At 68.8% G+C, this 14,747-nt stretch carries 15 protein-coding genes and 1 tRNA gene; 3 read left to right on the plus strand and 13 right to left on the minus strand.

The window, feature by feature from the left end:
• The first annotated feature begins 8 nt into the window (after window positions 1-8).
• Window positions 9-404 carry a PPOX class F420-dependent oxidoreductase gene (locus AB0I43_RS36175; RefSeq protein WP_356978726.1) on the plus strand — a complete coding sequence of 132 codons (396 nt, stop codon included), beginning with the start codon at window positions 9-11 and terminating at the stop codon, window positions 402-404.
• A 4-nt stretch (window positions 405-408) separates the two neighbouring features.
• Here the strand turns inward: AB0I43_RS36175 and ppc are convergent, their stop codons facing one another.
• Entirely contained in the window at window positions 409-3,189 is a 2,781-nt protein-coding gene (ppc, locus tag AB0I43_RS36180) for a phosphoenolpyruvate carboxylase (protein WP_356978724.1), read from the minus strand.
• A gap of 110 nt (window positions 3,190-3,299) precedes the next feature.
• On the opposite strand from ppc, the gene AB0I43_RS36185 reads away from it, so the two are divergent.
• A tRNA-Ile gene (locus AB0I43_RS36185) sits at window positions 3,300-3,373 on the plus strand.
• A 19-nt stretch (window positions 3,374-3,392) separates the two neighbouring features.
• Here AB0I43_RS36185 and AB0I43_RS36190 read toward each other — a convergent pair.
• The 10 genes from AB0I43_RS36190 to AB0I43_RS36235 form a co-directional block, all read right to left on the minus strand.
• Window positions 3,393-3,812, minus strand: coding sequence for a VOC family protein (locus AB0I43_RS36190; protein ID WP_356978722.1), 420 nt, complete (start codon window positions 3,810-3,812; stop codon window positions 3,393-3,395).
• A gap of 60 nt (window positions 3,813-3,872) precedes the next feature.
• The gene (locus AB0I43_RS36195) at window positions 3,873-4,430 is read right to left on the minus strand and encodes a sugar O-acetyltransferase (protein WP_356978720.1); all 558 of its coding nucleotides are present in this window, start codon (window positions 4,428-4,430) and stop codon (window positions 3,873-3,875) included.
• Window positions 4,431-4,440: 10 nt separating this feature from the next.
• On the minus strand, window positions 4,441-5,199 hold the full coding sequence (locus tag AB0I43_RS36200; RefSeq protein WP_356978718.1) for an ESX secretion-associated protein EspG: 759 nt from the start codon (window positions 5,197-5,199) through the stop codon (window positions 4,441-4,443).
• Complete coding sequence (locus AB0I43_RS36205) at window positions 5,196-6,527, minus strand: hypothetical protein (RefSeq protein ID WP_356978717.1); 1,332 nt, start codon at window positions 6,525-6,527, stop codon at window positions 5,196-5,198. Before AB0I43_RS36205 ends, AB0I43_RS36200 begins: the two co-directional genes overlap by 4 nt.
• An 18-nt stretch (window positions 6,528-6,545) precedes the next feature.
• Entirely contained in the window at window positions 6,546-6,941 is a 396-nt protein-coding gene (locus AB0I43_RS36210) for a hypothetical protein (RefSeq protein WP_356978716.1), read from the minus strand.
• Between the two features lie 27 nt (window positions 6,942-6,968).
• Window positions 6,969-7,514 carry a DUF3558 domain-containing protein gene (locus tag AB0I43_RS36215; protein WP_356978714.1) on the minus strand — a complete coding sequence of 182 codons (546 nt, stop codon included), beginning with the start codon at window positions 7,512-7,514 and terminating at the stop codon, window positions 6,969-6,971.
• Between the two features lie 80 nt (window positions 7,515-7,594).
• Window positions 7,595-8,623 carry a hypothetical protein gene (locus AB0I43_RS36220; RefSeq protein ID WP_356978712.1) on the minus strand — a complete coding sequence of 343 codons (1,029 nt, stop codon included), beginning with the start codon at window positions 8,621-8,623 and terminating at the stop codon, window positions 7,595-7,597.
• Window positions 8,624-8,656: 33 nt separating this feature from the next.
• A complete protein-coding gene (locus AB0I43_RS36225; RefSeq protein ID WP_356978710.1) occupies window positions 8,657-9,163 on the minus strand; it encodes a hypothetical protein in 507 nt (168 codons plus the stop codon).
• 9 nt (window positions 9,164-9,172) lie between these two features.
• The gene (locus AB0I43_RS36230; RefSeq protein WP_357433476.1) at window positions 9,173-9,976 is read right to left on the minus strand and encodes an alpha/beta hydrolase; all 804 of its coding nucleotides are present in this window, start codon (window positions 9,974-9,976) and stop codon (window positions 9,173-9,175) included.
• Window positions 9,977-9,991: 15 nt separating this feature from the next.
• Window positions 9,992-10,270 carry a DUF427 domain-containing protein gene (locus AB0I43_RS36235; protein WP_356978849.1) on the minus strand — a complete coding sequence of 93 codons (279 nt, stop codon included), beginning with the start codon at window positions 10,268-10,270 and terminating at the stop codon, window positions 9,992-9,994.
• Between the two features lie 138 nt (window positions 10,271-10,408).
• Between AB0I43_RS36235 and AB0I43_RS36240 the strand changes: the two genes are divergently transcribed.
• On the plus strand, window positions 10,409-11,134 hold the full coding sequence (locus tag AB0I43_RS36240; RefSeq protein WP_356978707.1) for a cutinase family protein: 726 nt from the start codon (window positions 10,409-10,411) through the stop codon (window positions 11,132-11,134).
• Here the strand turns inward: AB0I43_RS36240 and pheT are convergent.
• Both pheT and pheS read right to left on the minus strand, forming a co-directional pair.
• A complete protein-coding gene (pheT, locus tag AB0I43_RS36245; RefSeq protein WP_356978705.1) occupies window positions 11,131-13,635 on the minus strand; it encodes a phenylalanine--tRNA ligase subunit beta in 2,505 nt (834 codons plus the stop codon). The genes AB0I43_RS36240 and pheT overlap by 4 nt on opposite strands.
• A 34-nt stretch (window positions 13,636-13,669) precedes the next feature.
• Window positions 13,670-14,734 (minus strand): phenylalanine--tRNA ligase subunit alpha, encoded by a 1,065-nt coding sequence (gene pheS / locus AB0I43_RS36250; protein WP_356978847.1) that lies wholly within the window; start codon window positions 14,732-14,734, stop codon window positions 13,670-13,672.
• Window positions 14,735-14,747 lie beyond the last annotated feature (13 nt).

Here is a 14,747-nt window from a genome sequence, read left to right on the forward strand (position 1 = left end):
GTGCGCAGATGGGTATTCAGCTTTCCGAGGCGGTCCGCGCGCTGGTCGACGCCGCCAACTACGCGACGCTGTGCACGCTCAACGCCGACGGCAGCCCGCAGAGCTCCGCGATGTGGGTCGGCCTCGACGGCGGCGACCTGGTGTTCTCGACGGTCGCCGGGCGGCTCAAGGAGCGCAATATCCGGCGCGATCCCCGGGTCAGCGTCACGATCATGCAGCGTGACGACCCGGAGCTGTACGCCGAGATCCGCGGGCACGCCACCATCGTCGAGGAGGGCGGCCGCGAACTCGACGACCGGCTCTCCTGGAAGTACGACGGCAAGCCCGCAGGGCACGACGCCCCGGGCGCTGTGCGGGTCGTCGTGCGGGTGGTGCCCGAGAAGGTCACCGGCTATATCAGCTGAGCGGCTAGCCCGAGTTGCGCAGCGCGGTGGCCAGGCCGTTCATCGTCAGCAGGATGCCGCGCTTGACCAGATCGCTGTCGTCGCCGGAACGCAGCCGGCGCAGCAGTTCGACCTGCATCTGGTTCAGCGGCTCCAGATACGGGAACCGATTGTGGATCGACTCCGCCAGTGACGCGTTGTCGGCCAGCAGATGATCGTTGCCGGTGATCGCGGCGTGCATGCGGACGGTGCGGGCGTGCTCGTCGCGGATCATGCCGAAGATGGTGTCGCGCAGGGTTTCGTCGTCGACCAGTTCGGCGTAGCGGGCGGCGATGTCGAGATCGGATTTGGCCATCACCTGAGCCAGGTTCGAGAGCACGGTGCGGAAGAACGGCCAGCGCCGATACAGATCCGAGAGCGTGGCCAGGCGCCGCGGATCACCGCCCACCCATTCCTCCAGCGCCGTGCCGGTACCGTACCAGCCCGGCAGCATCACCCGCGCCTGACTCCAGGCCATCACCCACGGAATGGCGCGCAGATCCGACACCGAGTTGGTGGGTTTGCGGGAAGCCGGGCGGCTGCCGATATTGAGGTCGCCGACCTCGGCGACCGGCGTGGACTGCCGGAAATACTGGACGAAGCCCGGTGTCTCGTGCACCAGCCGCGCGTAGGCGGCGCGGGCGCGAGCCGCCAGATCGTCCATCAGTTCGTAGGAGGGTTCGGCGTCCGCGCCCAGGCCCTCCACGTCCAGCAGCGTCGACTCCAGCGTGCCGGCGATCAGCGACTCCAGATTGCGGTGCGCCGCACGGGGTTCGGCGTACTTGGCGGCGATCACCTCACCCTGCTCGGTCAGCCGCAGCGCGCCGTGCACGGCGCCGGCCGGCTGAGCCAGGATGGCGTCGTAGCTGCGGCCGCCGCCGCGCCCGACCGTGCCGCCGCGACCGTGGAACAGCCGCAGCCGCAGGCCCGCCTTGCGTGCCACGTCCACCAAATCGAGCTCGGCCCGATACAGTGCCCAGTTCGCGGCCAGGTAGCCGCCGTCCTTGTTGGAATCGGAGTAGCCGAGCATGACCTCCTGGCGCATCCCCCGGTCGGCCACCAACTCCCGGTAGACCGGGACGTCCATAGCCGCGGCCAGAGTCGCCGCGCCCGCGCCGAGATCCTCGATGGTCTCGAACAGCGGCACGATGCCCACCGTGCAACTCGGCGCGCCGTCCGGCGGACCCGGATCGAGCAGCCCGCCCTCCTTGAGCAGCAGCGCCGCCTCCAGCATGTCGCTGACCGAGGTGCACATGCTGATGATGTAGTTCGGGACCGCCTCGGCGCCGAGGGTGGCCACCACCTCGGCGGCGGCGCGGACGATGCCGAGCTCCTTGGCGGCCAGTTCGCTCAGCCGCGCGTGCGGGCCGAGCAGCGGGCGGCGGGTGCGCAGTTCGGCGGCGAGCAGCTCCACGCGTTCGGCCTCGGACAGACTCGCGTAGTCGGTGTGCACGCCGGCCCAGGCGAAGATCTCGCCGACGACCTGCTCGTGCACCTCCGAGTTCTGCCGCATGTCCAGGCTCTGCAGATGGAAACCGAAGGTCTCCACCGCGTTGCGCAGCGGCACCAGGCGGTCGTCGGCCAGCAGACCGTCGCCGCTGGCGCGCAGCGAGGCATCGATCGCGTCCAGATCGTCGAGCACCGCACGTGGCGCCGGATACGGCTCGACGCCCTCGATCCGGCCGGACAGCGCACCCGGCGGCGCGCTGCCGAGCGCCCGCTCCGCGGTGACGGTGAGCCGGGCCCGGATCGCGTGCAGCGCACGGCGATACGGCTCGTCGGCGTGCACCAGCGGGTCGGCGTAGCCGGCCTCGGCCAGGGCGGTCACGGCCGCCGAGACCGGCGCCAGGCGGGCCGAGAGCGACAGCGACTTCTCCAGCTCCACCAGTTCGCGCAGGTAGTGACCGAAGGCGACGCCGGCGGCCTGCTGCGCCGCCTGCCGCACCACCTCCGCTGTCACGTACGGGTTTCCGTCGCGGTCACCGCCGATCCAGGAACCGGGGCGCAGGATCGGGTCGGTCAGCAGCTCGGCGCCCGGCCACCGGGAACGCAGCGCCGCTCGGACTTCGGCGTTGATCGCCGGAATCACGCGCAGCAGGGTGAGATCGTAGTAGCGCAGGCCGACCGCGATCTCGTCCTGAATGCGCAAGCGCGCCAACCGGATCAGGGCCGTGCGCCACAGCGCCAGCACCTGGCGGCGGATCTGCAGCTCGAAATCGGCGCGCTCGGCCTCGGAGTCGTCGTAGCGCAGGCGCAGCCGCATCAGGTCGGTGATGCGGGCCTGCACGTCGAACACGGTGCGGCGGCGGGTCTCGGTGGGGTGGGCGGTGATCACCGGCGAGACCAGCGCGTCGGCCAGCAGATCGGCGACCTCGCCGGCGTCCAGGCTGGCCGCGTCCAGCTTGCGGTAGGTGGCGGCCAGCGACGAATCCTGCGGCGGCTCACCGGCGGCCACGTGCGCGGCGCGGCGGCGGTCGCGCTGGATGTCCTCGGCCAGGTTCGCCAGCAGCACGAAGTAGCTGAACGCGCGGATCAGCGGAATCGCGGTTTCGATGTCGACGCCCGCCAGCATGTCCGCGACCGCGCTGCGCTCCACCTCCTCGCGGCGGATCCGGAACGCCTCGATCCGCACCCGCTCGATGAGGTCGAACACCTCCGGGCCCTCGTGGTCCCGGATGGTGTCGCCGAGCACGCCACCCAGAAACCGGATGTCGTCACGCAGCGGCCGGGTCGCGTCCTGTCCTGAATCGATCCGCGAGTCGCTCATGATCCCGACCCTACTGCCGTTCGTGCCACACTTGCCTCATGACCACACCGCGCCACAGGGCGGGCATAGCGAGGCCCGGGGCATACCACCCCGGGCCGCGCAGTCGCCATGCCCCTGTAGCTCAGCTGGTCAGAGCAGGACGCTTATAACGTCCAGGTCGCGGGTTCAAGCCCCGCCGGGGGTACTCGGGTGTGATCCAGTGATCAGCCGAGCGCCTGCGAGAACCGCAGGTGGTTGCCCCACGGATCGACGAAACCGCAGTCGCGCATGCCGTACGGCTGGGTGACCGGTTCCTGCACGACCACCGCGCCCGCCTCCCGCAACCGCGCGAACGTAGCGTCACAATCGTCGGTGGTGAAGATCAGCGTGGACTGCGAGCCGCCCGCCAGCCGCGCGCGAGCGGCCTGCTGGCGCGGCGCGTCCGGCACCATTTCCGGGACCTCCAGCAGGAATTCGATGCTCGGCTGAGCGGCCGGGCCCACGGTCAGCCAGCGGACGCCCGCGAACGGCATGTCCTGGCGCACCTCCAGGCCGACCACGTCGCGATAGAACCGCAGCGCCTCCTCCTGGTCCCCGACCAGGACGGCCACATGGGTGAGGGCGAGGTCTTTGCCGTTGCTCATTGCGTTTCTCTCTGTCGAACCGGAAGGTTATGGGCAGAACAGTAGCCACGAATTCATCGGTTACAACGCACGGATCACGCGCGCCGGATTACCCGCGGCGAACACCTGATCCGGCAGATCGCGGGTGACCACACTGCCCGCCCCGACCACCACATTGTCGCCGATGGTGACGCCGGGGCAGACGATGACTCCGCCGCCGAACCAGGCATTGTTCCCGATCGTGATCGGAGCGGCCGATTCCCAACGCTGCCTGCGGGCTTCGTGGTCGGTCATCGGATGCAGCGCGGTCAGCAGCTGGCAGCGCGGGCCGATCGAGCAGTCGTCGCCGATCGTGATCGGCGCGCAGTCCAGCAGGATCGCGTCGTAGTTCAGAAAGCTGTTCGCGCCGATCTCGATGAGATAGCCGTAGTCGCACTGGAATCGGGGCATGATCCACGACCCCGCCCCCAACTTGCCCAGCAGTTCGCGCAGCACCGACTCGCGGCGCTCGCTCTCCTCCGGGCCCGTGCGATTGAACTCCTCGCACAGGGTTTGCGCGCGATAGCGTTCGCGTACCAGCTCCGGATCGCTGTCCTTGTACAGATCACCCCGGAGCATGCGCTCCTTCTGTTCGGCCACGGTGGCCAGCCTAGTGCTGCCAGGCGGTTTCGCGGGCCTGCGCGGTGGTCCGGTCGACCAAGCGCGTGATCTCCGATCGGGCCCGATCCGCCGCGCAGGGAACCGCTTCGATGCGGTCGCTTTCCCGCAGCAGGTAGCGGCCGTCGTCGCGGTAGTCGATCAGGGAGAGCTGAGTGCCACCCTCCTGCCAGCCGTCCAACGACGGACCGGCGGCGACACGCACCTCCGCGTACGTGCGGAACGGGCGTTTGAGCAAGCGGACCGCGTGCTCGGAGGGCGAGCGGCGGTGCGAGTTGATCTGCGTCGGACGCTGGAGCTCGTCCCGATGGATGTTGACGCTCGGCCCAGTGCCCGGGCGGGTGTCGGGGAGCACGGTGAGCAGGCGTTGCACCACAGCGGCGGGGCGCCGGAGATCGATCCGGATGTTGCCCCCGGCTCCGAACGCGGCACCCGGGCGCTGGGCCGCAACGACACCATTGTCGGATTCGATGGCAGCACAGGCGCGGACCATGCGGTCACCACCGTCGTGGCGGTAGCCGAACAGTTCGATCCGGACCTCGGCGTGAGCCAAGGCATGCAGAGCGTGATACAGCGAGTCGTCGTCACCGATGGTGCGCATCAGCGACTCCGCCGCCCTCCGCCGCTGGATGTCGAACTCGACCTGGGTCTCCACCTCCGCCGCGAAGGTGAGCGGGAACGGCATGCGGTCCCGGCCCAATGATTCCCAGGCGACCCAGAATTCGATCGGAGTCAATTCCCAGGTGGTCACGCCTCTCCACCGATCACCGGCGGGACCGCTTTCCGGTCGGGGCCGAGCAGTTCCTCGTGCACGCCGTAGAGGTAATCAGGCGCCTTGTGCTCGGATTCATCATCGTTGTTGTTGTTACCGCGACCGGGCGCGCCCATACCGGGCATGCCGGATCGAGCGGCCGCCGAATTCGCCTTGCCCGAGTTCGCGGCTGCCGCGGCGGCCGGGGTATTGCCAGTTCCAGCAACACTTTTGGGCGTTCCCGGGGTGCCCGAGGACGGAGTGCCGGTGCCCGTGCGGGGTGTGCCGGTGCCGAGCCGGTTCGGGTTGGCCGTGACCGGGTTCGTGCCCGTGGGGTTGGTGGTCGTCGCCGGATTCGTGCTGGCGGGGTTGGTGCTCGCTGGATTCGTGCTCGCGGGATTGCTGCTCGCCGGATTCGTGCTAGCCGGATTCGTGCTGGCGGGATCGGTACTCGCCGGATCCGTCGCGGCCGGATCCGTCGCCTTCGGGTCTCCGGACTTGGGACTGGTGGGGTTTCCGTTCCCATTCCCATCGCCGTTACCGCCCTTGTTTACCGGGACGTCGGCGTCGGGGCGCGCGGCGGGCGTGGTCGGCGACGGCACCTTCGGGACCTGGGCGTCGGCTTGCAGGGCAACCGGCTTGTAGACGGTGCGCATGACCTCGTTCGCCAAGTCCTCGGCGTTTTTCTGCCGGCCGGCGTCATTGCTGCTGATCGCATTCGAGACCGGGCTGCCGGGGAGGACCGCGTCGCCGATCGCGCTGACGACACCGGCGAGTTTGCCGCCCTCGCGGGCTTCGGATTCATGCGGGACCTGGTAAGTCACCTGGCTGAAGCCGGTGAAGGCCTCCTCCATCTTGTTGGCGATCAGGTTCGCGGCCTGTTCGACCTTCTCGACGTCGGCGATGTAGGCCTGAACACTGGCCAAAGCGCTGGCCGCCGCGGACCCGGACCAGCCTTTGTCCATTTCCTTCTTGGTATCGGCCTGGTAGGTGTCACCCTTCTCCATCGTCTTCTTGGCGAGCTTTTGCCAGGAGTCGACGCTCGTCCACATCTGGTCGAGGTCGATTTTCGAGATGAATTGAGTGATTCGGGAATGGGGCATACCGACAAAGGGCTCGATCACCGGTGGTACGACGGTATTCGCATACTCGCCATTGAAACCTGTGGACAGAGCCTGGTTCTGCGCGTAGATACGGTTGCGGTCGGCATTTCCTGCCGCTTGCGCATCCTGTTCGGCCTTGACCGGCGAAATGTTGTCGCTGAACAGATCTGTAACCCGACCAGCCACGATGCCACCGAGATTGCCCATGAAAGCTTCGAAAGTCATACTTGTCCCCCGCCTGCACTACCAGTCGATCTTGTGTGTCTGCGCCTTGATCTTGGCCTGTGTATCCGCGTCGGTCGCGTCGAAGGCCGCGCCAGCTTTGATGTACATGTCATGCATCGCTTCGAGAATTTTGAGATGGTCGGCGATTGCCATGGTGTACGAGCCACTACCGGCACCACCGACAGCCAGGTCGTAGAATTTCCGCCCGAGTGCCGCAGATGAGTCCAGATCGCTGAACGACTCGATACGAACCAGATCGGCCGCGTCTAAAGTCAGCGTGCGGAGCTCGTTCATGTACTCCATACACACCTTTGCCAGCTGTGTTGCAGCTACGGAGTCGATGTACAAATTTCCCGCTTGCGCTTCACCCGCCAAGCGTTGAAACTCCTTGACCTGCTGTTCGGCAGTCGCCATAGTCCATTCTCTTTCTATGAGACACCATCAGCGTGGCAGCGAATCGGCGATCTTCTCGGCCGACTGTCGAGCGAGTTCACAAGGGTCAGCAGTCGATGCGCTATCGATGACTTTCTTGTAGTTCACAGATACAACGCCTCGGCTGGTGTCGAATGCTTGCTCGCACTCGTTGTTCAACGAACCGATGCGGAATTGGAGAGCCGCTCGACCGCCGGTTCGAACATCGCTGAAGTCGTGAAAGTATGTGTTGCGCCGGAAGTCATCAAGACTATTGGAGGTCGACGAGACCAGCAATGCGTGAGTCAACCGTCCTTGCGCGTCTTTTCCAGTCCAGCGGCAAAGCCGCCAATCTTTGCGATCCCCGAGTACGGGGTCGGGGTTCTTGCTCGAAGGATCTACGCCCGCTCCCGTGATCACAGCGTCCGGGAGCGAGCACGGGTCCCAGAGTTGGTCCTTGCTGAGCTTTGCGCTGGTGGGCGGCTGCGTTTCGGGGCCCCCCGACCCACTCGTCCCCGTGCAACCGGTGAGGGCGAGAGCCGCGCACACCCCCACCGCAAACGCGACTACTCGCATGTCAAACCCCCGGGATCGTTGGAATCTTGTTAGCGACCCTAGCAGGTGTCCGGGTTTCGGACGCTTGGCCAGTCGGAGGGTCAGGGGGTGGTGTCGCCGAGGATGGCGAGGACTGGGTCGGAGGTGTAGAAGGGCTCCAGGCGTTCGCGGACGAGCTTGGCGAGCACTCCGTTTCGCTTGGCGCCCTCGATGACGGCGGGGCCGTAGCGCAGGATCTCCTTGGCGACGTCGTCGCCGGTGAGGCCGAGTTCGGGGAGCATGGCGGCGAGGGTGTAGTCGCCGTATTTGGTGAAGAAGACGTCGACGCATTCGTCGACGAGTTCGCCGAAGAATTCCTTCTCGCGGGTGGTGATGGCGATTTCGTAGCAGATCAGGACCAGTTCGTTGAGGTCCTTCTGGGTGAGGTATTCGCGCAGGCCGCTGACGGGTTCGTCGGCGTGCAGGTCCCAGAATTCCATGGCGGCGGAGTGCACGGGGGCGTCGCGCAGCATTTCGCGGATGGCGTTGTTGGTGCGCTTGAGGGCGAACAGGGCGCCCTTGCCGGCCAGGTCGCCGACGAAGGTGCCGTCGGCGGCTTTCTTGGCGCGGTTGGCGGCGGACTGACCCAGCGACATCAGCGAGGAGACGCCCGGAATCTTCTCGGCGCGTTCACGATTGGCGGCGACGAAGTCGTTGATCAGCTTGTCGACGAACTTGGAGGCGACGGTGGCGACGAGCGGGCTCTCGGTGAGCCGGTCCAGGATGCGCTCCTGCGCCTGGTGCATGCCGAAGATCTTCTCCAGCAGCGCTTCCACGGGTTCGCGTTCGACGACCTGGCCGAGGGTGTAGTCGTGGTTCTCGGAGATGGTGTCGTAGATCTGGTCGGCGAACACACCGACCATGTCGGCGATGACGGGGCTGCCGCCGATCAGCTCGATGACGGTGCGGACGGTTTCCTTGGCGTCGGCCACCTCGACGATGTCGCGGAAGACGAGTGTGTCGGCGACGGCGAGCACCGCCTCGGTGTCGCGGGCGACGACCTCGGTGAAACGCTCGCCGGTCACCTCGGCGAGCAGGAACTCCACCTGGGCGTCGAGTAGTCGTTCGGCGATCTCGCGCGGCTCGCTCATGTTCATCCTTTGTCCGGTGTGCCCGGACCGGGATTACGGAGTGTCGTTGCCGTGCACCGATTTCCGTATCTGGTCCAGACGTTCGCGCGCGGCCTTCTCGCGCGCCTCCCACTGTTCGTCGGCGCTGCGACCCGCCGGGGTCTGCCGGTCGAGTTCGCCCATCCCCTGCGCGGTGCCGAAGCGCTGCTCGACCTTATCGCGAACTGACTCGAAAGTAGGGACTCCGCCGCCGGAATATCCGCCGGACCCGGGCGATTGCGGGATACCGGCGGGGTGTACCGGTACCGCCGGTACCGTAGAACCGGCTCCGACCTGGCCGGATACCCCCGGCACCGAGCCCGGCCCATGCGTGACGCCCGCCTCAGTGGCAGGACTCACATCCCCGGGCGCGGCCACATGACCGGCGCCGGCCAGCTCGTCGAGCGCCGCACGCACCGCCCAGAGCCCGGGCCGGTCGGCGGTGGCCGCCCGCAGCACCGTCACCAATTCCGCGTCGGACAGCGCCGCCAGCCGCGCCGAGATCTCGCTGTAATCACCCATACCCCCAGGCTACGCACGCGGACGCGGCAAATCTCCCCAGTTCGGCCTGCGTCCGAGCACACCGGCCGCCCAGCTGCGCACCAGATCGATCCAGCGCGAGCCGGCGCCGAAGATCAGGTCGTTGTGGCCGCCGCCCGGGAAGATCTCCAGCCGCTTGGGTTCCGGCGCGGCCGCGTACAACCGCTCGGCGTGCCGCAGCGGCAGCAGTTCGTCCTGATCACCGTGCATGAGCAGCAGCGGCGTGCGCAATTCCCGGATCCGCCGCAGGCTGGGATAGGCATTGGGGACGAACGGTGCGGGCAGGAAGGGATAGACGTTGCGGGCGGCGTCCCGGATGCCGGTGAAGGTGGACATCAGGATCAGCCCGGCCGGTGGATACGCCGTGGCCAGCTCCAGCATGACGCCGCCGCCGAGCGATTTGCCCAGGTAGACAATGCGATCCGGGTCGACGCCGGGCTGCTCTAGCAGCGCCTGGCGGGCCGCGCGGGCGTCGAGGTAGGTGCCCTCCTCGCTCGGGCGGCCGGTGCTGCGCCCGTACCCGCGGTAGTCGAAGGCCAGGACGTCGAATCCGGCCTCGGTCAGCAGCGCGTAGATCGGGACCCGGTCACCGATGTTGCCGGCGTTCCCGTGCGCGAACAGCACATGCCCGATGGACTGCCGGGCCGGCAGCCACCAGGCGTGCACCGTCTCGCCGTCCGCGGTCGGCAGGGACAGGTCGCGATACTCCAGCCCGAGCACCGCCGGGGTGTGCACGAGGCGCCGATCCCGCATGTAGGTCAGCGCGTTGAGGAGGGGAGCGGCGGGATGGCGCATGCTCCTGTTCTTACCTCATACGACCTCGACACCCCGCCAGAAAGCGACCCGATTCCGGATTTGCTCGGCTTCGGGTTTCGGGTCGGTGTAGTACCAGGCGGCGTCGCGGTTGGTCGCGCCGTCGACGGTCAGCGTGTAGTACGAGGCGGTGCCCTTCCAGGAACACACGCTCGTGTGGTCGCTGGCCTCGAAGTACGCCTGATCGATCGACTCGGGCGGGAAGTAGTGGTTGCCCTCGACGACGACCGTGTCGTCGCTCTCGGCCAGGACGACGCCGTTCCAGGTGGCTCGCACGCTCACAGGGACCTCCGTGTCGGTGGGGAACTCCTCCTGTCAACAGTCGTCCACCCGTCGCTGATTCCCGGTCGCCGCAACGATATTCCCGGATGCGCGACGCTTGAGCGGCCGGTCGATCGGCAATAGTCTCGGCTCATGCGCGAACGTCGGTACCCGAAATCCCTGCGACGCTGGACGGGAGTCGTGATCGCGGCGCTCGCCCTGCCCGCCCTCCCGGCGGCCAACGCCGCGCCACCCGCCGACACCGGCGGTTGCGCCGACGTGCGGGTCATCAGCGCGCGGGGCACCTTCGAGCCGCAGTTCGGCAGCCTGCTGCTGACCCCGCTCGCGACCCGGATCGCCCGGGAGTCGGGGCGCGCTGCCACGGCCACCGAATTGCAGTACCCGGCCTCCCGCGACGCGGACAGCGCCACCCGGGGCGCGGAAAACCTGGTCACCCTGCTGAACGCCGCCGCGGCCGCGTGCCCGGACCAGCGGTATGTGCTGCTCGGCTACTCCCAGGGCGCGCGCGTCATCGAGACGGTCGCGCGCGGCCTCCGGCCCACCCTGTCCGAGCGGGCCGCCGACCGGATCGGCGCCATCGCCCTGTTCGGCAACCCGTTCTTCAACAGGGACGAGCCCTACAACCGCGGCACCTTCGACCCGGCCCTGCCCGACATGCAGCCGCACCCGCTCGGCGCGCTGGCCGAATTCGCCGACCGCCTCTGGGATTACTGCAACGCCGGCGACCGGGTGTGCAACGGCGGCGATCCGGCCGCCGGATTCGGCAACGCCCTGAGCGTCGGCCACCTCACGTACTTCCTCAACGACTCCCGCGATCAGGCGGCGGCCTTCGTCCAGGACCGCCTGCGCGCGAGTTAGCGCTGAACCGCGCCGACCGCCGCCGACGCCGCGGCCACCGCGGCGTCGCGGGCGGCACTGGCCTCGTCTTCGGTCAGCGTGCGGTCGGCGGCGCGGAAGCGCAGGGCGTAGGTGAGCGACTTGCGCCCCTCCCCCGCCTGCGCGCCCTCGTAGACGTCGAACAGCGCCAGATCCTCCAGCAGCTCGCCGCCGCCGGAGCGCAGGGCCGATTCCACCGAGGCCGCGGGCACCGTCTTCTCGACGCTCACCGACACGTCCTGCAGCACCGCCGGGAACGCCGAAACCACCGGGACCGGGCGCGATTCGCGCAGCGGCAGGGCATCGAGATCGATTTCGACGGCGCAGGTGCGCTTGGGCAGACCGGCGCGCTCCAGCACCGCGGGATGCAGTTCACCGGCGTGCCCGACCACGACGCCGTCCACGACCAGCTCGGCGCAGCGGCCCGGATGCCACGGCAGGTACGCGCCCGCGCGGCGTTCCAGCACCACCCCGGCCGCGGCGGCGACCGCGTCGGCCAGAGCGAAGGCGTCGGCGGCCTCGGCCGGACGACCCTGGCCCCACGGCCCGCGCGGCTCCCGGCGACCGGTGAGCACCGCGGCGACGTGCACCGGCTGCGCGGGCAGCGAGTCGTTCAGTTCGGCGATCTGCTCGTCGGTGGGACGGCGATCGACCGGCAGCGCGGCGATGGCGCGGGTCTGTTCCCCCGGCCGCACGATCTGGGCCATGGCGTAGACCGCCAGGTCGCGCGCGCCGCGCGAGATATTGCGGCCCGCGACCTCCAGCAGGCCCGGCAGCAGCGTGGTCGGCAGGTCGGCGCGCTCGATGTCCAGCGGGTTGAGCACCCGCATGGTGTCGCGGCGCGGATCCTCGGCGTCCAGGCCCCACACGTCGAAGACGCTGCCGGACATGAACACCGGCGAGGGCACCTCGACGGCGCCGGCGAAGGCCAGCGCGCGGCTCACGGCGCGACGACGGCGCTGCGTCGCGGTCAACCCGCGCCCGGCGGGCGCGGTCGGCAGCACGGACGGGATCTTGTCCAGCCCCTCCAGCCGCAGCACCTCCTCGACCAGGTCGGCGGGCTGGGTGAGATCGGGCCGCCAGCTCGGCGGGGTGACGATCAGCTGACCGTGCCCGGCGTCGCTGACGCCCACCTCGACCTGGCAGCCGACCTGCGCCAGCCGCCGCGCGGCGGTGCCGGTCGGGTAGCCGATGCCGGCGGTGCGGTCGGGCAGATCGATGTCCATCCGGATCGGCGCGATTGCCGGCACCGGCAGCCGCACGTCGGTGACCACGGATTCGACGGTGCCGCCAGCGATGTCGACCAGCAGCGCGGCCGCGCGATCGAGCGCCGCCAGGTTCACCTCGGGATCGACCACGCGCTCGAAACGCTTGGCCGCCTCCGAGGGCAGCTTGTGCCGGCGCACGGTGCGCGCGATCGCGACCGGATTCCAGGTCGCGGCCTCGAGCAGGATGTCGGTGGAGTTCTCGCTCACCTCGGTGCTCGCGCCGCCCATGGTGCCGGCCAGCGAGATCACACCGGAATTGTCGGCGATCACCACGTCCTCGGCGTCGAGCACGCGCTCGGCGTCGTCCAGGGTGCGCAGCGTCTCACCGCGGTGCGCGCGGCGAACCACCAAGGGGCCGTTGACCTTCGAGGCATCGAAGGCGTGCAGCGGCTGGCCCAGTTCGAGCATCACGTAGTTGGTGACGTCGACCGCCGGCGAGATCGGCCGCACCCCGGCCAGCAGCAGCCGGCGCTGCAGCCACCACGGGCTGACCGCGGCCGGATCGATGCCGGTGACGCGACGCACGGCGAACCGGGTGCACAGCGACTCCGGCTCGATCCGCACCGTCCACGCCTCCTCCGGCGCGTCGGGCAGCGTGCGCACGCCCGGGTCGGCGAATTCCAGGTCGTAGGCGCAGGCCACCTCGCGGGCCAGGCCGCGCATCGAGAACGCGTAGCCGCGGTCCGGGGTGATGGCCAGCTCGACCACCGAATCACCGAGACCGAGCAGTTCGTTGGCGTCGGCGCCGGGCTCGGCCGTGCCGGGCCGCAGCACCAGGATGCCGTTGGACTCCTTGCCCAGGCCGAGCTCGGCCAGCGAGCAGATCATGCCGTTGGAGACGTGACCGTAGGTCTTGCGGGAGGAGATCTGGAATCCGCCGGGCAGCACGCCGCCGGGCAGCACCACGACCACCAGATCGCCGACCGCGAAGTTGCTCGCGCCGCAGACGATCTCCTGCAGATGATCGGGCTTGCCGATATCGACCTTGCAGAACCGGATCGGCTTCTTGAACTCGGTCAGCTCGGTGATCTCCGCGACCCGGCCGACCACCAGGTGCGGGCCGTCACCGTCGCCGCCGATCAGTTCGAGCGTCTCGACCTCCTCGACCTCGAGACCGACCCGCACGAACGCGGCGTCGAGCTCCTCCGGCGTCACGGCCCACTCCGGGGTGGTGCGCCGCAGGATTTCGGTCAGCCAGGACTGCGCTACTCGCACGGGATGTTTCGCTTCCTCGATCGGTGAAAAGTGGTCAGGACTGGATGCCGAACGGCAGGGTGAAGCGCACGTCGCCCTCGATGATGTCGCGCATGTCGGGCAGGCCGTTCTTGAACTGCAGCGTGCGCTCCATGCCCATGCCGAAGGCGAAACCGCTGTACACCTCGGGGTCGATACCGCTGGCGATGAGCACCTTCGGGTTCACCATGCCGCAGCCGCCCCACTCGACCCAGCCCGCGCCGCCCTTCTTGTCCGGGAACCAGACATCGACCTCGGCCGACGGCTCGGTGAAGGGGAAGAAGCTGGGGCGCATCCGGGTGGTCGACTCGGGGCCGAACAGGGCCCGGGCCAGCAGATCCAGGGTGCCCTTGAGGTGGGCCATGGTCAGGCCCTTGTCCACCGCGAGGCCCTCGATCTGGGAGAACACCGGCGAATGGGTGGCGTCGAGCTCGTCGGTGCGGAAGGTGCGGCCCGGGCAGGCCACGTAGATCGGCAGCTCACGGGTGAGCATGGAGCGCACCTGCACCGGGGAGGTGTGGGTGCGCAGCACCTGGCGCGAGGTTTCCGGCGCGATGTAGAAGGTGTCCTGCATGGCGCGGGCCGGATGGTCCGGCGGGAAGTTCAGCGCGTCGAAATTGAAGTGCTCGGTCTCGACCTCGGGCCCCTCGGCGATCTCCCAGCCCATGGCGACGAACACGTCGGCGATCTGCTCGGAGATCACCGTGATGGGGTGGCGCGCGCCGGCGGCGGTGCGAGTGGCGGGCAGGGTGACATCGATCGCCTCGGCGACCAGCACCGCGGCGTCGCGCGCGGCCTGCAACTCCTGCTGGCGGGACTCGAAGGCCTGCGACACCCGCTGCCGGGCGACGTTCACCCGCTTGCCCGCGTCGGCCTTCTCCTCCTTGGGCAGCGTGCCCAGCGAGCGCTGCGCCAGCGCGATCGGCGACTTGCCGCCCATGAACTCGATCTTGGCGGCCGCGAGCGCGTCCAGATCGGCGGCAGCCGCGAACGCCTTCTCGGCCTCGGCCGCGGCGGCGGCGAGGGCCTCCTCGGTCAGCGCGTTGCCGGTCTGCTCGACTGCGTCGTTGTCGGCCACGATGGTTCGACTCTCC

The organism is Nocardia sp. NPDC050435 (genome assembly GCF_040655395.1).
Classification (GTDB): Bacteria; Actinomycetota; Actinomycetes; order Mycobacteriales; family Mycobacteriaceae; genus Nocardia.